Origin of the sequence: Streptomyces sp. NPDC052114, assembly GCF_040680155.1 — a bacterium.
In the GTDB taxonomy this organism is placed as follows: Bacteria; Actinomycetota; Actinomycetes; order Streptomycetales; family Streptomycetaceae; genus Streptomyces.
Window position 1 is genome coordinate 1 of sequence record NZ_JBFAWC010000024.1, and the last position, 22,409, is coordinate 22,409.

The window sequence follows — 22,409 nt, forward strand, 5'->3', positions numbered from 1 at the left end:
CACGCCCTCTCCCTGCCCACCTTCACCAACTGGCCCGACGACGAACCACTCATCGAGGCCTACGCCGAGGCCTTCCACAAGATCGGACGACACCGCGAGGCCCTGGTCGCCCACGCGGCCGGAGCGTCCCGGTAGGGCCCCGTCCCGATTGCTTCCACGATTCCGTCACACCGCACCATCCCGTCACCACCGCAGGAAAGGACAACCATGACCGTCAAGGAATCCCCCGAGGCCGCCGCCCAGGTCCTTCAGCACGTCATGATCGGCGACGACCTGCCGGACGACTTCTCCCTGCTCGGCCGCGAGTGGACCCTGCACCGCGACGTCTTCCCCGGCACCCTGACCGCCGCCACCGAGGTCATGGCCTCGATCGTGCCCTACCCCAAGGGCGGCTCCTTCCTGGAGGTCGGCTGCGGCACCGGCGTCATCTCCGTGACCGCGGCGCTGAGCGGCTGCGCGAACGTGACGGCGCTCGACATCAACGAGAAGGCGGTGGCGAACACCCTCGCCAACGCCGAGCGGCACGGCGTCGGGGACCGGGTGCGGGTGCTGCACAGCGACCTGTACGCGGCCCTTGAGCCCACCGACCGGTTCGACGCGATCTTCTGGAACGTGCCCTGGACGTACGTGGAGGACGGCTTCCCGCTCTCCACGGACCTGCACTCCGCCGTCTTCGACCCCGGCTACCAGGGCCAGTCCCGGTTCATCGCCGGGGCCCGCGACCACCTGGCCGAGGGCGGCCGGCTGCTGATCGGCACGGCCGACCTCGGCGACCGCGAGCGGATCGACGCCTTCGCCGAGGAGGCCGGGATGAGCGTCGAGATGCTGCGCCGCGTACGCCGTATCGAGGTCGTCCGCGTCATGGAGTACCACCTGCTCGAACTGCGCGCCAAGTGAGCCCGCCGCCCCGGCGGGCGATTCCCCGGCCCGCCGGGGCGGCTCCCTCCCCTCCCACGACATGCGAGGCACCCTCATGCCCCAGCAGGCCGACCTCGAACTGGCCCTGGAACTCGGCGACATCGCCGACCGCATCACCACCCGCCGCTTCCGGGCACACGACCTGCGGGTGAGCGAGAAGCCCGACCGCACCCCCGTCACCGACGCGGACACCACCGTCGAGGCGGCCGTGCGCGGAGCCGTGCGCGCCGCCCGCCCCGAGGACGACTTCGCGGGGGAGGAGACCGGCGGCGAGGCCACCGCGGGACGCACCTGGATCGTCGACCCCATCGACGGCACCAAGAACTTCCTGCGCGGAGTGCCGGTCTGGGCCACCCTGATCGCCCTCCTCGAAGACGGCCGGCCCACCGTCGGCGTCGTCAGCGCCCCCGCCCTGGCCAGTCGCTGGTGGGCGGCGGCCGGGAGCGGCGCCTGGCTGCGCCGCGGCTCGCCCGACGCCGAGCCGCGGCGGCTGCGCGTCTCCGGCGTCACCGGCCTGGAGAGCGCCTATCTGTCCACCACCAACACCCGTACCTGGGACGCCTTCCACCCGCGCGCGGCGTATCTGCGGCTCGCCGACGCCTGCTGGGAGGACCGCGCCTTCGGTGACTTCCTCCAGCACTGCATGGTCGCCGAGGGCACGATCGACGTCGCGGCCGAACCGGTCGTGAGCCCCTGGGACATCGCCGCCCTGCAGATCCTCGTGGCGGAGGCGGGCGGCCTCTGCACCGATCTGCGCGGCGCCTCGCCCCAGCACGGCACGGGTGCCCTTTCCGCCAATCCGCACCTGCACCCGCTCGCGGTGAAGGTCCTCGCGGATACGACTGATACGACCGACCCCCGACCCCGACCAGGAGACGAGCAACCATGACCGACCACAAGCCCTCCGTGCGCCCCGCCACCCGTGACGACGTCCCCCGGGCCGTGGCCACCCTCGCCGGCGCGTTCGCCGACTACCCCGCCACGCGGCACACCGTCGACCCGGACCGCCACATCGAGCGCGTCACCGAGCTCCAGGAGCTGTTCCTCACCCGCGTCGGCCTGGACATCGGCAAGGTCTGGGTCGCCGACGACGGCGCCGCGGTGGCCGTCTGGACCACGCCGGAGAGCGTCGACGCGGGCGCGGTATTCGCCGAGATCGGCCCGCGCCTCGCCGAGTTGAGCGGTTCGCGGCTGGCCGCGCAGCAGCAGATGGAAGGCCTCCTCGCGCCGCACCGCCCCACCGGGCCCGCGTGGTTCCTCGCCACCGTCGGCGTCTCGCCCGACCACCAGGGCAAGGGCCTCGGCAGCGCCGTCGTCCGCCCCGGCGTGGAGGCGGCCGAACGCGCCGGGGTGCCCGCCTTCCTGGAGACCTCCGACCCGCGCAACCTCCCCTTCTACGAGCGGCTCGGCTTCACCGTCACCGCCGACGTCGAGGTGCCGGACGGCGGTCCGCGCACCTGGGCCATGACCCGCAAGCCCGGTACCTGACCGGCCCCTCTCCGTACGACCCACAGCGCCCGACCGAAAGGAGCGCACCACCCCATGGCTCCGTCCGAAGCAACCCGGGGCGGCCCCGCCGACCCCGTGCCCGTCCCGGAGACCGAACACGCGGAACAGTTCGGCGCGCAGGAGCGGATCCTGACCCTCGTCTGGGGCTACATCTCCTCCGAGATCCTGGACCTGGCGACGCGCCTGGACCTGCCCGACCTGATGGGGTCGCAGGAGCGCGCCGCTCCCGAGCTGGCCGCCGCCCTGGACACCGACCCCGTCGCCACGCTGCGCCTGCTGCGGGCCTTCGCCTCGCTGGGCCTGGCCGAGGAGACCACGGCGGGGACCTTCCGGCTGACGCCGGCCGGGCATCGGCTGCGCACCGACGTGCCCGATTCGCTGCACGCCTTCGTCCGCCAGGGCATGGGCGTCTTCCGGCAGGCCTGGTCCCACTTCGACCACAGCATCAGGACCGGCGAACCCGCCTTCGACCAGGTCTTCGGCACCGACTTCTTCTCCTACCTCGGCGAGCGGCCGGAGCTGTCGGGCACCTTCACGTCCTCCATGCGCGAGGCCACCCGCACGATGAGCACCGCGCTCGCCAAGGAGCAGGAGTACGACTTCTCCGCGTACGGCACCGTGGTGGACGTCGGCGGCGCCGACGGATCCCTGCTGGCGGCCGTGCTGGGCGCGCACCCCGGCGTCCGGGGCGTCGTGTTCGACTCGCCGGAGGGAGCCCGCGACGCGGCCGGGGCGCTGGGCGCGGCCGGGCTGGGGGAGCGCTGCCGGGTCGAGACCGGGGACTTCTTCGCCCGGGTGCCCGGCGGCGGCGACCTCTACGTCCTCAAGAGCATCCTGCACGACTGGAGCGACGCGCGGTCGGCGGACATCCTGCGGACCGTCCGCGCCGCCATGCCCGACCACGCCAGACTGCTGATCGTCGAAGTGCTGCTGCCCGACAAGGTGGACAGCTCCGCGCACCCGCTCGGCTACCTCAGCGATCTGTACATGCTGGTGAACATGGGCGGACGGGAGCGCAGCGAGCAGGACCTGCGCGCCCTGCTGACGGACACCGGGTTCCGTACGACCCGGGTCCTCACGCCGCCCGGCCTCACACCGTTCTCCCTCATCGAGGCGGAGCCGGTCTAAGGGGCCTTGTCGGAACGGGAGTTGATGAGCGTCCAGGCGAGCAGCGCCGTCAGGAGGAGCACGCCGACGGCGAAGGCGATGGCCACGGTGTAGCCGTGCACCGTGCCGTCGACCGTGGCGGCGGCGGAGGTGCCGTGCTCGGACAGGTAGGCGGCGGTGGCGCCGGTGGACACGGTGTTGAGGAGCGCCACGCCCAGCGCGCCGCCCACCTGTTGGGCGCTGTTGACCACGGCCGCCGCCGCGCCCGCCTCGTGCGGGGCGACCCGCGCGGTGGCCGTGTGCATCGCGGGCATCATCATGCAGCCGATGCCGAGCCCGATGAGGATCTGCGCGGGCAGCAGGTGCGTCAGGTACACCTGCGGTGTGTCCGCCTGGAGCCGGGTGAGCAGCGCCATGCCGGTCGCGGCGGCCAGCAGCGCGCCCACGATCAGCGTGCGGGGCCGGGTGCGGGGCAGCAGGCGGGCCGCGATCAGCGAGGAGCCCACCGCGATCCCGAGGCCCAGCGGCAGGAAGGCGACACCCGTCAGCACGGGCGAGTAGCCGAGGATCCCCTGGAGGTAGTACGTCAGGAACAGGAAGAGCCCGAACAGGCCGATCTGCGGCAGCCCCACGACCAGGAACGAGCCGCCCCGCACCCGGTGGGCGACCACCCGAGGGGGCAGCAGCGGATCCTGGACCCGCCGCTCGACCAGCGCGAACGCCACCAGCATCAGGACGCCGAGCCCGAGCAGCCCGACGACCAGCGGGTCGCCCCAGCCGTTCTCGGCCTCCGCGAACGCGTAGACGATCGCCACGAGGCCGCCGCAGCCGAGGAACGTGCCGGGCAGGTCGAGCCGCACGGCCCGGCCGGTCCGCCCCTCGCGCGGCAGCAGCCGGCAGCCGAGCAGGGCGAGGAGCGCGACCGGCGCGTTGACGTACAGGCACCAGCGCCAGTCGAGGTACTCGGTCAGCAGCCCGCCGGCCAGCAGCCCCACGGCCGCGCCGCCGCCGCTGACCGCTCCGTAGACGCCGAACGCCCGGCCGCGCTCGCCGGGTTCGGTGAACAGCTGGTTGATCAGTGCCAGGGCCGCGGGAGCGAGGGCCGCGGCGAAGGCGCCCTGCAGCGCGCGGGCCGCGAAGAGGGTGCCCGGATCGGGGGCCGCGCCGCCCAGCAGGGAGGCGAGCCCGAAGCCGAGGATCCCGACGGCGAAGACCCGGCGGCGCCCGAACGCGTCGGCGACCCGGCCGCCGAGCAGCAACAGCCCGCCGAAGGGCAGGGTGTAGGCGGTGATGACCCACTGCCGGCTCGCGTCGGACATGCCGAGGTCGTCCTGGACCGAGGGCAGGGCGATGTTGACGATGGTTCCGTCGAGCACCACCAGCAGCTGCGCCGCCAGGATGACCACGAGCCCCCACCAGCGGCGCGGATCAGGTCCCGGAGCGGTGGTCGACGGCCCCTCCCGCGAGGCGGCCGTCACGCCGTCCCGAGCAGCGGTCGACGCCCCTTCCCGACGGTCGGCCGATTCCACCGGATCAGCAGAATTCGCTGGCTTTCGCGCCATGAACAGCAGCCTCCTGAAGGGCAGGGATTTCAGAGGCCCCAGCCCAGCAAAGAGCGCGAAGCGCTGTCCAACAACCAGGTGTTCTCCGCCGACAAGAGGCCCTTGTCACCGCGTTGACAGAGCGGCGGCACACGCCCGTAAAGTCTCCTCGCATTCGCCGCGCCGAAGATTGGATTCCGTCAGATGCCCCGGCACGTCCGCCACGACGGCAGCACCGTTCGCATCAAGGCGCCCAGCGCCCCCCGGCCGTTTCCTGTGCCGCGGCCCGCCGTCCTGCCGGGGGACGACTGGGAGGACGACGCCACGGTGAAGGGCGTCGCCTACGACGGGACGGTCCTCGCCGGACGGAGCGCCGAGGCGGTGGAGGCGGAGCGGTGCCGCTTCGAGAACACCCGGTTCACCGGCACCGAGCTGCGGCGTTCGGTGCTCTCCGACTCGCACTTCGACACCTGTGACTTCGCCCAGGTGCGCTGCCGGGACGTGTCGTTGATCCGCTGCGCCGTCACGTCGAGCCGCCTCACCGGATCCTCCTGGTCGCCCGGCACGTTCCGCGACGTACGCTTCGACGGCTGCCGCAGCGATCTCGCGCTGTTCCGTCACTCCACGTTCAATGCCGTCGTGTTCGCCGACTGCAATATGCAGGGCGCCGATTTCCAGAACGCGGAACTGCGCTCCGTGCGTTTTGTGAACTGCGATCTGACCGGGGCGCAGTTCTCTCACGCGGACATGAGAAACGTACGTTTCGAGAACTGCGGCCTCGCCGATGTCAACGGCGTCACCGGTTTCAAGGGCGCCACGGTGCAGGGGCCCGGCGCGATGGATCTCGCGCTGCTCCTCGCCAAGGAGGCGGGCGTCACGATCGAGGCGTAGCGCCCGCCGCGGGACGGCCCACGGCGGACCGGGAGGTCACCAGCCGGTCAGCAGCAGATGGTTGACGGCCAGGGCGAGCACGGCCTGGGCGGTCAGCCAGCGCCGGCGGGCGCTCGCCGGGAGGAGCGCGGCGGCGGCGAGGAGGAACAGGGCGAAGGGCAGCCAGATGCGCTCGGTCTCCGCCTTGCTCATGCCGGACAGGTCGGCGGCCGCGAGCGCCAGCAGGGCGGCCAGGACGAGCGCGACCAGGCGGTGGGCGGCCGTGGCCCCGCCGGTGGCCAGATGCCGGAGCGCGGCCGGCGCGGACGCCAGGGCCCTGCGCAGACCCGCGACGCCGGCGAGCCCGATGACGAGCACCGTGCAGGCGAGGTTGGCCCAGACGAAATAGCCGTACGGCCTGATGCCGCCCGCCCCTTGGTAGTAGCGCTCGACGAGCAGGCGATAGGCCTCCCACCAGTTGAAGCCCGCGAGGGTGAAGGCGAGCGGCGCGACGGCGAGTCCGGCGAGGAAGAGGGGGAGGGGGCGAAGGGTGCGGGCGACGAGCAGGACGGCGGCGCAGAGCAGGGCGAAGAGCGGCAGGCCGTAGGAGAGGTAGCAGGTGAGTCCGAACAGGAGCCCGGAGCCGAGCGCCGCCGCGCCGGGGGAGCGGGCCGCGCGGGTCGAGGCCAGCGCGAGCAGCGCGACCGTCCAGGCGGTGACGGCGGCGAAGTAGCCGTCGGCCGAGGCGCCGACCCAGATCGCGGCGGGCGCGAGGACGAGGAAGGGGGCGGCCCGGCGTGCGGTCGCCTCGTCGGCCAGCGCGCGCAGGGTGATCAGGACGGCGACCGCCGCGGTACTGCCCGCGGTGACGCAGAAGGCCCCGGCCCAGCCGCCGCCGCCCAGACCGATCCGGTCGAGCAGGACGAAGGTGAGCGTGGCGCCCGGCGGGTGCCCCGCGGTGTGGGCGGGCCAGTGGTCGGGCGCGTCGATCAGGATGTGCCGGTTGAAGTCCCGCAGCGTCGCGGGAATGTCGTCGAAGCGGTCGACGACCTGGAGGTACTCGTACTTGGTGGTGAGCCGCCGCGCGACGCCGCGGTGCCAGCCGTCGACGAGCGCGAGCGACCAGATCCAGGCCAGACAAGCGCCCCAGGCGGTCAGGAGGAGCGACCGCCAGGGGAGCCGGGCGGCGAGCGGCGGGGCGTACACGATCACCAGGGCGGCGACGGTGAGCGCGGCGGGCGTGCCCGGTCCGATGTGCGGGTCCCATGAGGCATACAACGGTGGCCAGTTGAGGTGCAGGGTGCCGTAGGAGTCCTCGATGTGGATGCCGACGCCGATGGCCGCGGCGACGAGAAGGGCCCCGAATCCGGCCGCGGCCAGGTCGAGTCGGCTGCCGGTGCGTTCTGTGGTGCTCACGTCCGCACGCTAGGCGCCGACGGGGCCGAAGCGGCACGTCCACGGCAGGACGTCAGCGTTTCGTCATGAGTCGGCACCCCGTCGCGGGCCGGTGCGCGGCATACCGTCGAGCCATGCCTCCCGCACCACGGATCACCTCCCCGGCCCGTCCCGGATTCTGGCGCAGCCCGCTGCGGGGCCCCTGGCTCACGTCGCTCCTCGGCGTCGTCCTGCTGGCCGGAATCCCCGTCCTGTTCGTGACCGGCCTGCTGTCGTACGCCGCCTACAACCCGGACCTGTCGCCTCTCAACGACAAGACGCCGGACAAGGGCCTGCTCGGCTTCTACCTCTTCGACTGGCCCACCGACCCGCACTGGCTCTACCGCCTCAACCAGGGCCTGCACGTCACCGTCGGCATCACGCTGATCCCCGTGCTGCTCGCCAAGCTGTGGTCGGTGATCCCCAAGCTCTTCGCGCTGCCCCCGGCACGGTCGGTGGGGCACGCCCTGGAGCGGCTCTCGCTGCTCCTGCTGGTCGGCGGGGCCCTGTTCGAGTTCGCCACCGGCGTGCTCAACGTCCAGCTGGAGTACCTCTTCCCGGGTTCCTTCTATCCGCTGCACTTCTACGGCGCCTGGGTGTTCTTCGCGGCCCTCGTGGCGCATGTCGCGCTGCGGCTGCCCGGGGCCGTGCGCGTCCTGCGCGCGCAGGGGTTCCGCGCCGGGCTGCGGGACCCGCGTCCGGAGCCTTACGAGGAGGGCGGCCTCGTGTCCCCGAGCCCGGCCGAGCCGACGGTGTCGCGGCGCGGGGCGCTCGGCATGGTCGGTGCGGGCTCCGCCCTGCTGTTCGTGACGACGGCGGGCCAGAGCTTCGACGGCCCCTTGCGCCGCACCGCGCTGCTGGCCCCGCACGGCGGCGCCGAACCGGGCAGCGGGCCGAACGGCTTCCAGATCAACAAGACGGCGGCGAAGGCGGGGATCGTGCCCGTCGACACGGGCACGGCGTGGCGGCTGGTCGTCGTCGGCCCCGGCGGTACCGTCCGGCTCTCGCGGGAGCAGCTCCTGCGACTCCCGCTGCACGAGGCGGCGTTGCCCATCGCGTGCGTGGAGGGCTGGTCGACCTCGGACCAGCGGTGGCGCGGGGTGCGCCTGCGCGACCTCGCGGTCCTGGCCGGAGCCGACGAGGGCGCGGCGCCGGACGTCCTCGTCGAATCCCTGCAACTGCACGGCGCGTTCCGCAGGGCCGCGCTGCGCGCCAACCAGGTCCGTGATCCCCGTTCGCTGCTCGCCCTGCGGGTCAACGGCGCGGACCTGTCACCGGACCACGGCTATCCGGCGCGGATCATCGTCCCGGCCGCGCCCGGCGTGCTCAACACCAAATGGGTGTCCCGCCTGACCTTCGGAGGAGTGCGATGACCGCGCGTCGCGGCGGTGTTCTGAGCGACCGGTTCCGGCGCTGGTACGGCGAGGGGCCGCTGCAACCCGTCGTCCTGCTCTGTTCGTTCGCCGTCGCGGGGTACGCGGGGGTGCGCCTCCTCGACGGCGACTGGCTGCTCGTCACCGTCTGGTTCGTCGGCGCGGCGCTGGTGCACGACGTGCTGTTCGTGCCGCTGTACACCGTGGCGGACGGCGTCCTGCGGGCCGTCGCGCGGCGGCGCGGGGGAGCGCGGGAGTGGGTCGCCCTCCTCCGCGTACCGGCTTTCCTGTCCGGCCTGTTGTTGCTGGTCTGGTTCCCGCTGATCTCCGGGCGGGTCGGGCGTTACGAGTCCACGACGGGGCTGCCCGCCGACGTGTTCCTCACCCGTTGGCTGCTCATCACGGCCGCGTTGTTCGCCGCCGCGGTGTCGTGGCGCGCGCTGCGTGCGGTGGCCGGGCGGCGCAGCGCCAGGAAGCGGCGGTCGCCGCAGGTCCACTGATCGGCCGGGCGCCAGCCGTGCGGGCGGGCGTGGCGCAGCAGGGCGCGGGTCCCGAGCCGGGACCAGGGGAACGGCTCGCCCGGTGAGCCGCGCCCGTCGTCCACGGACACCTCGACGCGCTCGTCGATCTCCGTCGGGGCGGTCTCGGCGATCAACAAGCCGCCAGGGCGCAGGAGTTGGGCGATGCGCGCGAGGAGCGCCGAGGGGTCGCCCCCGATGCCCACATTGCCGTCGACGAGCAGCGCCGTGCCCCAGCGCCCCTCGCCCGGCAGCGGATCGAAGACGGAGCGGCGCAGCGCCGCCCCGCCCCTGCGGAGCGTGTGCTCGACGGCCGCTTCGCTGACGTCGATGCCGAGGGCCCGGTCGCCACGGGCGGCGAGAGCGGCGACCAGGCGGCCGGGCCCGCAGCCGACGTCGAGGACGCTGCCCTCGCAGCGGCGCAGCGCGGAGAGGTCGGCGGGGTCGGGCGCCGCGCACCAGCGCTCGACCTCCAGCGGAAGGAGCCAGCCGTCGCCGCGGCGCAGGAACAGGGGGCCGCGGCCGTCGCGCAGTGCGTTCGCGTACGGATCCGCGCGCCAGGAGGCGGGCCCGCCCGCGTGGGTGGTGGCGGGCGGCACCGTCGTGGTCATCGGCCACCCCCGACGGACGCGGCGGTGAGGCGGGCGAGCGTGGCGGCGAAACGGCTGCCGGGTACCTCGGCGGCGACGAGGCCGGCGTCGGCGGCGGTGTCGACGTCACGCAGCCGGGGCAGCTCGCGCACCCGCAGTCCGGCGGCGACGAGCCGGGCCCGCTGGAGGGCGCCGGTGTCGGCCCGTGACATGGGGACGCCGCGCAGCAGCCCGGGGTCGGGCTCGGCCAGGCCCAGGGCCCAGAACCCGCCGTCGACGGCCGGGCCGAACCAGGCGTCGTCGTCCCGCCACGCGCCGGAATCGAGCGCGGGGGCGAGGAGCGAGCGGGTGATCTGAGGGGTGTCCATGCCGACCAGCAGGGCCGGCCCGGTACAGGCTCCGAAGGCCGCGGCGAGCCGTTCGTCCAGGCCGCCCGCGCACTGCGGGACCACGTCGATGCCGGGCGGAAGCCAGGGGCCCGGACGCCCGTCGAGCACCAGGACGCGGCGGCGTGCGGGTGCCGCGCGCACCACGTCGAGGGTGTCGGCGAGGGCCGCGGCGGCGAGCTCGGCGGCCTCCCCGGCGGTGTAGGGCGGCGTGAGGCGGGTCTTGACCCGTCCCGGTACGGGCTCCTTGGCGATGACGAGCAGCGTCGTGTCCGAGGTCATCACGCGGCCTCCGTCCGGTTCGGGGCGGCGGCCCGCGGCGGCTCGGCGAGCACCGCCCGCATGTCCCGCACCGCGTGCCACGTCCCCCGCCACGTCCCGGTGACCTTCGACTTCCCGGCGCGGGGCAGATAGGGCACGTCCCGCTCCTCGACGCGCCAGCCCGCGTCGGCCGCGCGCACCACCATCTGGAGGGGGTAGCCGCTGCGGCGGTCCGTGAGGCCGAGCCCGAGCAGGGCCTCGCGCCGGGCCGCCCGCAGCGGGCCGAGGTCGTGCAGGCGCAGTCCCGTGCGGCGCCGCAGCATCCCGGCCAGCACCACGTTGCCCGCCCGCGCGTGGGCGGGCCAGGCCCCGGACGCCGTGGGGCGGCGCCGCCCGAGGACCAGGTCGGCCGTGCCGTCCGCCACGTCGCGCACGAAGGGGCGCAGCAGTCCGGGATCGAGCGAGGCGTCGCAGTCGCAGAAGCACACGACGTCCGCGTCGGACGCGGTCAGGCCGGCGTGGCACGCGGCCCCGAAGCCGCGCCGCGGCTCGTGCACCACGGTGGCGCCCAGGGAGCGTGCGAGGTCCGGCGAGCCGTCGGTGGAGCCGTTGTCGACGACGACGGCCCGCCAGTTCCGGGGCACGCGTGCCAGGACCCAGGGCAGTGCGGCGGCCTCGTCGAGGCAGGGCAGGACGACATCGACGCGAACGGCGCGCGCGTCGGGCGCGGCGGAGTCCGCTGAGGGGGAGAGGGGCATGCCGCTCACCCTACGAAGCAGAAACGGTCATATCGGACGTGCGCTCCTTACGAAACGGGGACGTCGGGGTCCCGGGGCCGCCATCACGTCCGCCCGTCGCGCGGGAGGTGCGACGCTGGCCGTATGCAGTCACCACCGCGGGAGCGCCACCACGACACCCTCCGGGTGCTCGTCGTGGACGACGACCCGACCGTCGCCGAAGTCGTCGCGGGCTACCTCGAACGCGCGGGCCACGCCGTCGACCGTGCCGAGGACGGCCCCGCCGCGCTGGCGTGCGCGGCGGCCCGTCGCCCCGACCTGGTCGTCCTCGACCTGATGCTGCCCGGCATGGACGGTCTTGAGGTGTGCCGCAGGCTCCGGGCCGAGCGCCCGGTGCCGGTCATCATGCTCACCGCCCGTGGTGACGAGGACGACCGGATCCTCGGCCTGGAGATAGGGGCCGACGACTACGTCACCAAGCCGTTCAGCCCCCGCGAGCTGGTGCTGCGGGTGGAATCCGTGGTGCGGCGCAGCCGGGCGGCGGCGCCCCGCGGTCCGGCTGCGCCGCTGCGGGCCGCGGGCATCGCCGTGGACGAGGCGGCCCGGCGCGCCACCAAGAACGGCGCGGAACTCGCCCTGACCGTGCGCGAGTTCGACCTCCTCGCCTTCCTGCTGCGTCACCCCGGCCGGGCGTTCGCCCGCGAGGAACTGATGCGCGACGTGTGGGGCTGGGAGTTCGGCGACCTGTCGACCGTCACGGTCCACATCCGTCGGCTGCGGGGCAAGGTCGAGGACGACCCGGCGAGGCCCTCGCTGATCCAGACCGTCTGGGGCGTCGGCTACCGCCTGGACACCGCGGACGACCCGCTCCCGAGCCACCCCCGACCGTCGCGAGCCGAAGGCTGACCCCCGTGCAGGACATCCTCCTCATCGCCCTGTTCGCCTTCCTGGGAGCCGCGGCGGCCGGGCTCCTCGGCGCGCTGGCCCTGCGCCTGCTGCGGCACCGCTCGCTGGTGGTGACGCTGACCGTCGTCGCGGGCGTGGCGATCCTCGCCATGCTCGCGGGGACCCTCTCCGTGGCCTGGGAGATGTTCCTGTCCCCGCACGACCTGACCGTCGTCACCATCGTGGTCGCCATGGCCGCCGTGGTGTCGCTCGCCACCGCGCTGCTGCTCGGGCGCTGGGTCGTCGCCCGCAGCAAGGCCCTGACCCTGGCGGCCCGCACCTTCGGCGACGGCGGCACCTTCGCCGCCCCGCCCGAACCCGTCAGCGCGGAACTGGCCGAACTCACCAGGGAGCTGGAGGCCACCAGCGCCAAGCTCGCCGAGTCCCGCGAACGGGAGCGGGCCCTGGAGAGCTCCCGCCGTGAACTGGTCGCATGGATCTCGCACGACCTGCGCACCCCGCTCGCCGGCCTGCGCGCCATGTCCGAGGCGCTTGAGGACGGCATGGCCGCCGAGCCGGACCGCTATCTGCGGCAGATCCGCACCGAGGTCGAACGCCTCAACTCCATGGTCGGGGACCTCTTCGAACTCTCCCGCATCCACGCCGGCGCGCTGGCCCTCTCCCCCTCCCGCATCTCCGTCTACGACCTGGTCGGCGACGCCCTCGCGGGCGCGGACCCGCTCGCCCGCGAACACGGCGTACACCTCGTCGGCGACAGCGTGGAAGCGGTGCCCGTCGAGGTCGACGGCAAGGAGATGAGCCGGGTCCTGGGCAACCTCCTGATCAACGCGATCCGCCGCACCCCCGCCGACGGCACCGTCGCCGTGGCCGCGCAGCGCTCACCGGACGGCGTCGTCCTGTCCGTCACCGACGGGTGCGGCGGGATCCCCGAGGACGACCTGGGCCGCGTCTTCGACACCGGCTGGCGCGGCAGCCACGCCCGCACCCCGCCCGCGGGCGCGGGCCTCGGCCTGGCGATCGTGCGCGGCATCGTGGAGGCGCACCAGGGCTGGGCCGCCGTCCGCAACGTGGACGGCGGCTGCTGCTTCGAGGTCACCCTGCCCTCGGCCCGGCACTGAGGCGGCGCCCGGACCCCGCGTCACCCCCGGAGCGGCGCCTTGGCGAACTCGGCCATCCCCTCGGCGAACCCCACCTCCGGCCGCCACCCCAGCTCCGCCCGGAGCCGCCCCGAGTCCGCGGTGACATGCCGTACGTCACCCAGCCGGTACTCCCCGGTCACCACCGGCTCCGGTCCGCCGAACGCCCCCGCCAGTTCCCGCGCCATCTCCCCGACGGTGTGCGGCTCGCCGCTGCCGGTGTTGTACGCCGAGAACGCTCCCGCGCTCCGTTCGCGGACCGCCTCCAGGGCGACCGCGTTGGCCGCGGCCACATCCCGTACGTGCACGAAGTCCCTCCGCTGACGGCCGTCCTCGAAGACGCGCGGCGCCTCGTCCCGTTCGAGCGCGGAACGGAAGAACGAGGCCACCCCCGCGTAGGGGGTGTCGCGCGGCATGCCGGGCCCGTACACGTTGTGGTAGCGCAGCGAGAGGGCGCTGCCGCCGGTGGCCCGCGCCCACGACGCGGCCAGGTGCTCCTGGGCGAGCTTGGTCGTGGCGTAGACGTTGCGCGGATCGACCGGCGCGTCCTCGCCCACCAGGCCGGGCCGCAACTCCGATCCGCACGCGGGGCACAGCGGCTCGAACCGGCCGGCGTCGAGATCGGCCACGGCCCGCGGGCCCGGCCGCACGACCCCATGACGGGGACATGCGTACCGCCCCTCCCCATACACCACCATCGACCCGGCGAGCGCGAGATGCCGTACCCCGGCCTCGGCCATCGCGGCCAGCAACACCGCCGTGCCGAGATCGTTGCAGCCGACGTACGCGGGCGCGTCGGCGAAGTCCTTGCCGAGCCCGACCATCGCCGCCTGGTGGCAGACCGCGTCCACGCCGCGCAGCGCCCCCGCGACCGCGTCCCGGTCCCGGACGTCCGCGACGACCCACTGCCGTCCCTCGGGCGGCTTCGGCGGCCGGGCGTGGGCGGAGGGCAGCAGGGCGTCCAGGACCACCACCTCGTGGCCGCGCCCGACGAGGGCCTCGGAGACGTGCGATCCGATGAATCCGGCTCCGCCGGTGACGAGTACGCGCATGCCGGTCAGGCTAGGTCCGACCTGCGCAAGTGCCGGTGCCGTGACGGGGGTTCGTCATGGGTCCGTAAGAAGTGCCCGCCCGCGCGCGGTCGCCGGGCGGACCCGGGTCAGGCGAGGTCGCGCAGCGCGTCGAGGCAGGCCGCGAGCGCGGATTCGTGCGCCGTGCCGTGGCGGACGGCGGCCTCGATCGTGCGGGTGAGAGCGCGGTCCGCCACCGGTCGGGTGATCAGCGTCGGCGGGAGGTGGGCCGTGGCCATGCGCGGGACGAGGGCGGCGTGGCCGCCGCCGGCGGCGAGGGAGGCCATGGCGGAGAAGTCGGTGCAGGTGTGCCGCACCCGTGGGGTGAATCCGACCGACCGGCAGGCCTGCAGGACGGCGTCCCCGCAGGCGGTCCGCGGCGGGGCGGTGACCCACGAGGTGTCCGCGAGCTCACGCAGGTCGAGCGGGGACTCCGCGGGACCGGCCGCCGGATGGTCGTTCCGCAGGACCGCGACCAGCGGATCGTCGCGCAGGACGTGGGTCTCGACGCCGGGGTGCGGGGGCGTGGCGAGGTTCGCGTACCGGTAGAGCAGCGCGACGTCGACGCGGCGCTGGAGCAGCAGTCGTACGGCGGGCTCGGGTTCGGCCTCGGTGATGTGCAGCCGCAGGTTCGCGTGGGCGCTCTCCAGGGCCTCGCCGAGGGGAGCCGCGACGGGTCCGAGGGCGCTGGGGAAGCAGGCGAGGTGGAGGGGGCCCGTCGGCTCTCCGGTACCGGCGCGCAGGCGGTTCCCGGCCCGTTCGAGGGCCGCGAGCACCTGCTCGGTGTCCTCGGCCAGCCGACGCCCCGCCTCGGTGAGGTGGAGGGAGCGGCCGGTCCGTTCGAACAGCCGGCTCCGGGTCTCGTCCTCCAGGAGGCGCAGCTGCTGGGAGACGGCGGAGGGCGTGACGCCGTGGAGCTCCGCCACGGCGGTCACCGTGCCGTGGGCGGCCAGATCGCGCAGGAGGACGAGCCGTCGGACGTCGAGCATGAGCTCAGCTTAAAAGGAGGCTGTAGAAGATGTAGCTGGACACGCGAACACGCGTACGGCGATGCTGGCTCCCGAGTCCCTTTTTCCCCGCAGTGCCCAGGAGTGTTCCGTGCGCGCCACCGTGATCCACGGCCCCGACGACATCCGGATCGAGGAGGTGCCCGATCCGACGGTCCAGCGGCCGACCGACGCCGTGGTGCGGGTCGTGAACGCCTGCATCTGCGGCAGCGACCTGTGGGCGTACCGGGGCGTGGCCCCGCGGGTCGCGGGACAGCGCATCGGGCACGAGTTCCTGGGCGTCGTCGAGGAGGTCGGCGCCGAGGTCACCGGATTCGCCCCCGGCGACTTCGTGGTCGCCCCCTTCGTCTGGTCGGACGGCATCTGCGCGTTCTGCCGCGAGGGCCTGCACACCTCGTGCCCCGAGGGCGGCTTCTGGGGCGAGGTCGGCTCGGACGGCGGCCAGGGCGAGGCCGTGCGGGTGCCGTGGGCCGACGGCACCCTGGTCGCACTGCCGAAGGAGACGGCGGGCGAGGAGAAGCTGCTGCCCGGCCTGCTCGCCCTCTCGGACGTGATGAGCACCGGCCACCACGCCGCGGTGGCCGCCCGCGTCCGGCCGGGTGCCACGGTCGCCGTGGTCGGCGACGGCGCGGTCGGTCTCTGCGGCGTGCTCGCCGCGCGGCGCCTGGGGGCCGAGCGGATCATCGCGCTCGGCCGGCACGAGGAACGCACCGCGATCGCCCGCGACTTCGGCGCCACGGACGTGGTCGCCGAGCGCGGCGAGGCCGCCGTCGAGGCGGTGCGGGAGCTGACGGGCGGCCGGGGAGCGCACGCCGTCCTGGAGGCCGTCGGCACCGAGGAGTCGATGCGCACGGCGATCTCCGTCACCCGTGACGGCGGCGCGGTCGGCTACGTCGGCGTGCCGCACGGCGGATCCGCCGGGGTGGACATCTCCCGGATGTTCGACCGGAACGTCGCGCTGGCCGGCGGCGTCGCCCCCGCCCGCTCCTACATCCCCGAACTGCTGCCCGACGTCCTCTCCGGCGCCATCGACCCGGGCCGGGTCTTCGACCGCACCGTGGGCCTCGACGGCGTACCGGACGGCTACCGCGCCATGGCCGACCGGACGGCCCTCAAGGTCCGGATCGCCTTCTGAGGTCCGGTTCGAGGTCCGGTTCTGAGGTCCGGTGACGCCTGGTTACTATGCTCACTTCGTGCCGACGGCAGGAAGCAAGGGGCAGAAACCTGAGCGTGCCGTGATACCGAAGAGATGTGGGGAGCAGGGCCTTTGAAAGGCTTGAGGCAGGTTGTCGCGACCCGCTACATCGAACCGTTGAGGACCGGCGGCTCCGTGCCCGGCGTCGTCGAGGCCGGCGATCTCGGTACGTACGTCGTGAAGTTCACCGGCTCCGCCCAGGGCCGCAAGGCGCTGGTCGCCGAGATCGTCGTCGGTGAACTCGCGCGCCACCTCGGCCTGCGCTTCCCCGAGCTGGTCCTCGTGCACTTCGACCCGGCGGTCGCCGCCGACGAGCCGCACCAGGAGGTCCAGGACCTGCTGCGCGCCAGCGCGGGCCTCAACCTCGGCATGGACCTCCTGCCGGGCGCCGCGGACTTCACCCCGGAGGCGATCGACGTCGACCCGCTGGAGGCCGGCAAGGTCGTCTGGCTGGACGCGCTCACGGCCAACGTCGACCGCACGGTGCACAGCTCGAACCTGATGATCTGGCCGACCTTCGGCACCCGCCCGCCGAAGCTGTGGCTCATCGACCACGGCGCGGCCCTGGTCTTCCACCACCGCTGGGGCGCGTCGGCGCCCGACAAGGCGTACGACTTCCGCCACCACGCCCTGGGCGGGTACGGCCCGGACATGACGGCGGCCGACGCCGAACTGGCCCCCCTGGTCACGGAGTCCGCCCTCCGCGAGATCGTCGCCCTGGTCCCCGACGCCTGGCTGACCGACGAACCGGGCTTCACGTCCCCCGACGAGGTCCGCGAGGCCTACGTCACCCACCTCCTGACGCGCGCCCGCGCCTCGGCGGCGTGGCTGCCGAGGGAATTCCCCACGCGCGGCGAACTCGCGGCAGCCGACGCCAGGCGCGCCGCGGCCACGGAGGCGGCCCGCCCGCCCTGGCTCAAGAAGGTCCCCGACCTGCACGGCAAGCCCCCGGCGGAACAGGACTGGTCACCCCACGTGGGCTGAGAGACGTGGGCTGACACGCATGGGCTGACACATATGGGCCGAGCGCGGGGCCCCACCGGAACGCCTCCGGTGGGGCCCCGCGCCGGTCCGCCAGGGATCAGCTCTTGGGCATCAGGACCGTGTCGATGATGTAGACGTTCGCGTTGGCCGTCTTGACGTTGCCGCAGACCACCTTGGCCGAGTCGTTCACCTTGTACGACTCGCCCGAACCCGACGTCGTCAGCTTGGACTTCTCCAGCGTCTCGTAGGAGCCGCTCTCCAGGTCCTTGGGCGCGAGCTTCTTGCCCACGACGTGGTAGGTGAGGATCTTGGTGAGCTGGGCCTTGTCGTTGAGGACCTTGTCGAGGTCGGCCTTGGGGATCTTGGCGAAGGCGTCGTTGGTGGGGGCGAAGACGGTGATGTCCTTCGCGTTGTTGAGGGTGTCGACCAGGCCGGCCTTCTTGACGGCGGTGACCAGGGTCGAGAGCGCGGGGTTGTTCGAGGCGGCGGTGGCGACGGGGTCCTTCGCCATGCCGTCGAAGCTGCCCTTGCCCTCCTTCGGGACGCCCGCACAGGCCGGGCCGAACGGCTCGGACATCGCCGCCGCGTCGTCGGAGGGGCTCGACGCGGTGTCCTTGGCGGCCGACGGCGTGGACTTGCCGGACGACTCGCTGTCCTTGCTGTCGTCCGAGCAGGCCGTCAGCGCCAGCGGGAGCAGCACGGCCGCGGTGACGGCGAGGGCGGCGCGGTGGTAGCGGCGGGACGAGGACGAGGCGTTCATCTTTTCTCCTGGGTGCGTGTCTCGGGGGTGTTGGTGCGCTGTCGCATCGGTGCGCGGTCGTCCGCGTGCGGTCGTCAGTCCACGGTGACCACCACCGAATGCCGGCCGCTCGCCCCGTCGGGGATCGTGCGGGTCCGCTTCTCGGTCTGCACCTCGCCCGTGCGGTCCGTCGCCCGCACGGTGAGCGTGTGGCCGCCGGGGGTCGCCCGCCACGGGAAGGACCACTGGCGCCAGGTGTCCCGGGTGGCCTCGGCCGCCAGATCGGCCGCCTGCCAGGGGCCGTCGTCGACGCGCACCTCGACCTTCTCGATGCCGCGGTGCTGCGCCCACGCCACCCCCGCGACCATCACCGTGCCCGCCTTCGGCCGGGCGAACGGCTTGGGGGTGTCGATCCGCGACTGGGTCTTGATCGGCGCCTTGCGCGCCCAGTCCCGCCGTACCCAGTAGGGGTCGTAGGCGTCGAAGGTCGTGAGCTCGATGTCCTTGATCCACTTGCAGGCGGAGACATAGCCGTACAGACCCGGGACCAGCATGCGGACGGGAAAGCCGTGCTCGAAGGGCAGCGGCCGGCCGTTCATGCCGAGCGCGAGCATCGCGTCCCGGCCGTCCATCACGTCGTCCACGGGCGTGCCGAGCGTCATGCCGTCCACGGACCGCGCCACCAGCTGGTCCGCGGGGCCGCCCTTGGCCGGAGGCCTGACACCGCACTCTTCGAGCAGGTCGGCGAGGCGTACGCCGATCCAGCGGGCGTTGCCCACATAGGGGCCGCCGACCTCGTTCGACACGCAGGTCAGCGTGATGTCCCGCTCGATCAGTTCGCGGCGCAGCAGATCCGCGAAGGAGACGGTCGTCGGCCGCCGGACGCCCTTGCCGTGGATCCTCAGGCGCCAGGTGTCGGCGTTCACCCGGGGCACCACGAGCGCGGTGTCCACCCGGTAGAAGTCCTCGGCGGACGTCACGAACGAGCTGACCCCCGGCACCCGCACCTGGGAGCCGCGCGGCACGGCGCGGGCGGGCGAGTCCGGGGCGGGCAGCCTGATCCGGTCGCGCGAGGCGATGGCGTCCTTGCCGCCCGCGGCGTTCAGCGACCTGCCCAGGACGCCGATCCCGGCCGATGCGGCCGCGGCGGCGGTGGCGGCGATGACGAAGCCGCGCCGGTCCCAGGTGGGGCCCGCGTGCCCGGCCGCGCCGACGGGTTCGGTGCCGTCCGTCGGACTGCTGGCGTCCGTCGGCCCGGTGTTCTCCGGCCGGTCGGTGCCGTCCGTGGCCCCGGTGTCTTCCGGCTGGTCGGTGTCATCAGGCCGGTCGGTGTCGTCCGGCTGGTCGGTGTCGTCCGTCGCTTTCGGGGCGGCCACGACCCTGAGCCGCCCCGAAAGGACGTACAGAAGCACTGCCCCCGCGACCCCGCCCGCCAGCGACGGCAGCGCGTCGACGGCACTCGTGGAGTCGGGGCGTGTCACGGCGGCCAGCGCACCGATCACGCCGAAGAGCAGTACTCCCGCCGCACCCGGCACGCGGCGGCGCAGGGCGAACAGCCCCAGTGCCACGGCCAGGAGGGCGAGTACCACGACGATGCCCGCCTGGAGGACGAGCTTGTCGTTGGTGCCGAACTGCCGGATGGCCCAGTCCTTGACGGCCGCGGGCGTGCGGTCGATGGCCGCGCCGCCGACCGCCACCACGGGCCCGGCCTCGCGCCGCACCTCCGCGGACAGCAGTTCCGCGACGGCCAGGGCGGCGCACCCGGCCAGTGCGCCGCTCAGGGCTCCCGCCGCGACGCGCCACCGGTCGGTGCCGCCGCGCGGACCCCGGTGCCGGACTCCTCGCTCTGTCTTCACACCGGGGATCCGAGGCCGACGCCCCGACGGATTGGTGGATTCCGAGATCCGCCCCGATCGGGTGAACGCGGCCCGCGCGGTTCACCTCACGGCTCACATCTTCGGCATGAGGACGGAGTCGATGATGTAGACGGTGGCGTTGGCCGTCGTGACGTCGCCGCAGACGACGTTCGCCGAGTCGTTCACCTTGTACGACTCGCCGGAGCCCTGGGTGGTGAGCGTGCCGCCCTCCAGGGTCTTGAACGAGCCGTCGGCCAGGTCCTTGGGCGCGACCTTCTCGCCCACCACGTGGTAGGTGAGGATCTTGGTGAGCTGGGCCTTGTCGTTGAGGACCTTGTCGAGGTCGGCCTTGGGGATCTTGGCGAAGGCGTCGTTGGTGGGGGCGAAGACGGTGATGTCCTTCGCGTTGTTGAGGGTGTCGACCAGGCCCGCCTTCTTGACGGCGGTCACGAGGGTCGACAGCGCGGGGTTGTTCGAGGCGGCGGTGGCGACGGGGTCCTTCGCCATGCCGTCGAAGCTGCCCTTGCCGTCCTTGGGTACGGAGTCGCAGGCTGGTCCGAAGGGGCCGCTCATGTCGTCGGCGTGGGCGGCGGCCGGGGCGAGCAGCCCCAGGGAGACCGGCAGGGCGAGCGCGGCAAGGACCGAGACCGCCGCGCGGCGGGTGCGGTGGACACGCATGAGGGGTTCCTCCTCGATGGAGGTCGTCCCGGGCGGACCCGGGACCCCGGGCGGACCCGGGAAGGGGACCGCCGACCGGGCGGCCGGACGGTCGCCGCGGGCGCGGGGAGGAGGCCTCCGCAGGGATCCCCGCCCGCGCCCGCCGCACCCGTAATCCGGAGCGGCCGGGAACAGGGATTGCTTTTGTTCCCATTTGCCCCTACACCGGCAACCCCATCACCGCAACCGGTGCCGACGTCGGCCGGTCCGAGCCCCCCGCCGGCTCCACCGTGATGCCCATGCCCGTGGCCCCGCCGACCTTGCCCCGCATCAGGACCGCCTCCGTGGTCTGCGTGGGGTCCATGAGGCCCGCCGGGCGCATGGATCCGCCCTCGTCGAACCAGAGTTGGTAGACCTTGCCCCGCGGCGGCCTCGCCATGCCGCCCGTCACGAACACCGCCTTGTCGAGGCTCTCGGAGACGACGACCGTGCCGTCGGCGCCGCCCGGCAGCCGGGCCGTGCGGGACTTGGCGTCGGGGGCGGACAGGACCGCGGCCAGCTCCCGCGACTGTTCCCTGGCCTGCTCCTGCGCCTGCCGGGCCTCGTCGCGCGCGTCCTGCGCGCGCTGGTGCTGCCACACGGCGGTGCCGCCGAGCGCCGTGGCCGCGGCGAGGCAGGCCGCGAGCGCCCAGCGCGAGAACCGGCGGGCCCGGCGCGGCGCGGGTCCCGGCCCGGCCGGCGGCTCGGCGACCGGGGGCTCCTGGCGGACGGCGGCGATGCGGCCGAGCACCTCGTCCTTGAGCGCCCGCGGCGGCGCGACGGCGGACGCCTGCGCGAGGCGCGCGACGGTCGCGGTCAGCTCCCGCACCTCCTGCGCGCACGAGGGGCAGAGGGCCAGATGCTCCTCGAACCGGGCGCGTTCGGTGTCGTCGAGGGCGTGCGCGGCATAGGCGCCGGTCAGCGTGTGCAGGTCGGGGGCGCTGCTCATGCGCTCACCCCCAGGCAGTCGCGCAGCCGGATCAGTCCGTCGCGCAGGCGGGTCTTGACCGTGCCCAGGGGCAGGGCGAGGAGTTCGGCGACCTGACGGTAGGTCAGACCGCGGTAGTACGCGAGCGTCACGGACTGGCGCTGCACCTCGGTGAGGGAGCGCAGACAGCGGCGCACCTGCTCCCGCTCAAGTCGGGTCTCGACCTGCTCGCTGACCTCGTCGAACTCCGGGGTGCGGGCGAGCAGCGCGGCCTTCTGCTCACGGGCGGCGGACGCCTCCACCGAACGGACGCGGTCCACCGCGCGGCGGTGCGCGAGGGTGAGGATCCAGTTCATCGCCGTCCCGCGGTCCGGGCGGTAGCGGGGCGCGGTGCGCCACACCTCGACCAGGACCTCCTGGGTGACCTCTTCGGACTGGGCGTGGTCGCGCAGGACAGCGCGCACGACACCGAAGACGGGGCCCGCCACGGCGTCGTAGACGCCCGAGAACGCCTGTTGGTCGCCGCGGGCGACGCGGATGACCAGCTCTTGGAGATCGGGGCCGGGGGCTTTCCGTGACCCGATGCGCACGACTTCATTCACGCGGTGATCCTCCCGGACGCACGTCGAGGTTCACCGGTGATTCGAG

General features: G+C 73.7%; 22 protein-coding genes. 10 read left to right on the forward strand and 12 right to left on the reverse strand.

Features of this window, described 5'->3' with window-relative positions:
* Positions 1 to 207 precede the first annotated feature (207 nt).
* From AB0L89_RS36105 to AB0L89_RS36120, 4 genes are all read left to right on the forward strand, one after another.
* On the forward strand, positions 208 to 897 hold the full coding sequence (locus AB0L89_RS36105; protein ID WP_365151090.1) for a methyltransferase: 690 nt from the start codon (positions 208 to 210) through the stop codon (positions 895 to 897).
* 61 nt (positions 898 to 958) lie between these two features.
* The gene (gene hisN, locus AB0L89_RS36110) at positions 959 to 1,807 is read left to right on the forward strand and encodes a histidinol-phosphatase (RefSeq protein WP_365151093.1); all 849 of its coding nucleotides are present in this window, start codon (positions 959 to 961) and stop codon (positions 1,805 to 1,807) included.
* Positions 1,804 to 2,406 (forward strand): GNAT family N-acetyltransferase, encoded by a 603-nt coding sequence (locus AB0L89_RS36115; protein WP_365151096.1) that lies wholly within the window; start codon positions 1,804 to 1,806, stop codon positions 2,404 to 2,406. The genes hisN and AB0L89_RS36115 overlap by 4 nt, the downstream gene beginning before the upstream one ends.
* Positions 2,407 to 2,460: 54 nt before the next feature.
* Entirely contained in the window at positions 2,461 to 3,555 is a 1,095-nt protein-coding gene (locus tag AB0L89_RS36120; RefSeq protein WP_365151099.1) for a methyltransferase, read from the forward strand.
* On the opposite strand, the gene AB0L89_RS36125 is transcribed toward AB0L89_RS36120, so the two are convergent.
* Complete coding sequence (locus AB0L89_RS36125; protein ID WP_365151102.1) at positions 3,552 to 5,096, reverse strand: MFS transporter; 1,545 nt, start codon at positions 5,094 to 5,096, stop codon at positions 3,552 to 3,554. The two genes, AB0L89_RS36120 and AB0L89_RS36125, sit on opposite strands and share 4 nt — an antisense overlap.
* A 183-nt stretch (positions 5,097 to 5,279) precedes the next feature.
* Here AB0L89_RS36125 and AB0L89_RS36130 point away from each other — a divergent pair, with 183 nt between their 5' ends.
* The gene (locus AB0L89_RS36130) at positions 5,280 to 5,966 is read left to right on the forward strand and encodes a pentapeptide repeat-containing protein (RefSeq protein ID WP_365151105.1); all 687 of its coding nucleotides are present in this window, start codon (positions 5,280 to 5,282) and stop codon (positions 5,964 to 5,966) included.
* A gap of 36 nt (positions 5,967 to 6,002) precedes the next feature.
* On the opposite strand, the gene AB0L89_RS36135 is transcribed toward AB0L89_RS36130, so the two are convergent.
* Entirely contained in the window at positions 6,003 to 7,361 is a 1,359-nt protein-coding gene (locus AB0L89_RS36135) for a hypothetical protein (RefSeq protein ID WP_365151108.1), read from the reverse strand.
* A 113-nt stretch (positions 7,362 to 7,474) separates the two neighbouring features.
* Here AB0L89_RS36135 and AB0L89_RS36140 point away from each other — a divergent pair, with 113 nt between their 5' ends.
* Positions 7,475 to 8,752, forward strand: a complete 1,278-nt coding sequence (locus tag AB0L89_RS36140; protein ID WP_365151111.1) for a molybdopterin-dependent oxidoreductase — start codon at positions 7,475 to 7,477, stop codon at positions 8,750 to 8,752.
* Between the two features lie 343 nt (positions 8,753 to 9,095).
* Here the strand turns inward: AB0L89_RS36140 and AB0L89_RS36145 are convergent, their stop codons facing one another.
* Genes AB0L89_RS36145 through AB0L89_RS36155 form a run of 3 tightly spaced genes read right to left on the reverse strand, consistent with a single transcriptional unit; the run spans position 9,096 to position 11,265 of the window.
* Complete coding sequence (locus AB0L89_RS36145; protein WP_365151114.1) at positions 9,096 to 9,881, reverse strand: class I SAM-dependent methyltransferase; 786 nt, start codon at positions 9,879 to 9,881, stop codon at positions 9,096 to 9,098.
* Positions 9,878 to 10,528: a DUF2064 domain-containing protein gene (locus AB0L89_RS36150; protein ID WP_365151117.1), complete on the reverse strand. Its 651-nt coding sequence runs from the start codon at positions 10,526 to 10,528 to the stop codon at positions 9,878 to 9,880. Before AB0L89_RS36150 ends, AB0L89_RS36145 begins: the two co-directional genes overlap by 4 nt.
* Complete coding sequence (locus AB0L89_RS36155) at positions 10,528 to 11,265, reverse strand: glycosyltransferase family 2 protein (protein ID WP_365151120.1); 738 nt, start codon at positions 11,263 to 11,265, stop codon at positions 10,528 to 10,530. The genes AB0L89_RS36150 and AB0L89_RS36155 overlap by 1 nt, the downstream gene beginning before the upstream one ends.
* A 123-nt stretch (positions 11,266 to 11,388) precedes the next feature.
* Here AB0L89_RS36155 and AB0L89_RS36160 point away from each other — a divergent pair, with 123 nt between their 5' ends.
* Both AB0L89_RS36160 and AB0L89_RS36165 read left to right on the forward strand, forming a co-directional pair.
* Positions 11,389 to 12,150, forward strand: coding sequence for a response regulator transcription factor (locus AB0L89_RS36160; protein WP_365151123.1), 762 nt, complete (start codon positions 11,389 to 11,391; stop codon positions 12,148 to 12,150).
* Positions 12,151 to 12,155: 5 nt separating this feature from the next.
* Positions 12,156 to 13,268 (forward strand): HAMP domain-containing sensor histidine kinase, encoded by a 1,113-nt coding sequence (locus tag AB0L89_RS36165; RefSeq protein WP_365151126.1) that lies wholly within the window; start codon positions 12,156 to 12,158, stop codon positions 13,266 to 13,268.
* A 20-nt stretch (positions 13,269 to 13,288) separates the two neighbouring features.
* Here the strand turns inward: AB0L89_RS36165 and AB0L89_RS36170 are convergent, their stop codons facing one another.
* Positions 13,289 to 14,338 (reverse strand): NAD-dependent epimerase/dehydratase family protein, encoded by a 1,050-nt coding sequence (locus tag AB0L89_RS36170; protein ID WP_365151129.1) that lies wholly within the window; start codon positions 14,336 to 14,338, stop codon positions 13,289 to 13,291.
* A 107-nt stretch (positions 14,339 to 14,445) separates the two neighbouring features.
* The gene (locus tag AB0L89_RS36175; protein ID WP_365151132.1) at positions 14,446 to 15,345 is read right to left on the reverse strand and encodes a LysR family transcriptional regulator; all 900 of its coding nucleotides are present in this window, start codon (positions 15,343 to 15,345) and stop codon (positions 14,446 to 14,448) included.
* A 109-nt stretch (positions 15,346 to 15,454) separates the two neighbouring features.
* On the opposite strand from AB0L89_RS36175, the gene AB0L89_RS36180 reads away from it, so the two are divergent.
* Positions 15,455 to 16,498 carry a zinc-dependent alcohol dehydrogenase family protein gene (locus AB0L89_RS36180; RefSeq protein ID WP_365151135.1) on the forward strand — a complete coding sequence of 348 codons (1,044 nt, stop codon included), beginning with the start codon at positions 15,455 to 15,457 and terminating at the stop codon, positions 16,496 to 16,498.
* 114 nt (positions 16,499 to 16,612) lie between these two features.
* On the forward strand, positions 16,613 to 17,542 hold the full coding sequence (locus AB0L89_RS36185; protein WP_365151138.1) for a HipA family kinase: 930 nt from the start codon (positions 16,613 to 16,615) through the stop codon (positions 17,540 to 17,542).
* A gap of 97 nt (positions 17,543 to 17,639) precedes the next feature.
* On the opposite strand, the gene AB0L89_RS36190 is transcribed toward AB0L89_RS36185, so the two are convergent.
* From AB0L89_RS36190 to AB0L89_RS36210, 5 genes are all read right to left on the reverse strand, one after another.
* Positions 17,640 to 18,302, reverse strand: coding sequence for a fasciclin domain-containing protein (locus AB0L89_RS36190; protein WP_365151141.1), 663 nt, complete (start codon positions 18,300 to 18,302; stop codon positions 17,640 to 17,642).
* Between the two features lie 74 nt (positions 18,303 to 18,376).
* Positions 18,377 to 20,137, reverse strand: coding sequence for a sulfite oxidase (locus tag AB0L89_RS36195; RefSeq protein WP_365151144.1), 1,761 nt, complete (start codon positions 20,135 to 20,137; stop codon positions 18,377 to 18,379).
* A 93-nt stretch (positions 20,138 to 20,230) separates the two neighbouring features.
* Complete coding sequence (locus AB0L89_RS36200; RefSeq protein WP_365151147.1) at positions 20,231 to 20,815, reverse strand: fasciclin domain-containing protein; 585 nt, start codon at positions 20,813 to 20,815, stop codon at positions 20,231 to 20,233.
* 199 nt (positions 20,816 to 21,014) lie between these two features.
* The gene (locus tag AB0L89_RS36205) at positions 21,015 to 21,782 is read right to left on the reverse strand and encodes an anti-sigma factor (RefSeq protein ID WP_365151150.1); all 768 of its coding nucleotides are present in this window, start codon (positions 21,780 to 21,782) and stop codon (positions 21,015 to 21,017) included.
* Positions 21,779 to 22,363: a sigma-70 family RNA polymerase sigma factor gene (locus tag AB0L89_RS36210; RefSeq protein WP_365151153.1), complete on the reverse strand. Its 585-nt coding sequence runs from the start codon at positions 22,361 to 22,363 to the stop codon at positions 21,779 to 21,781. Before AB0L89_RS36210 ends, AB0L89_RS36205 begins: the two co-directional genes overlap by 4 nt.
* Between the last annotated feature and the right edge of the window lie 46 nt (positions 22,364 to 22,409).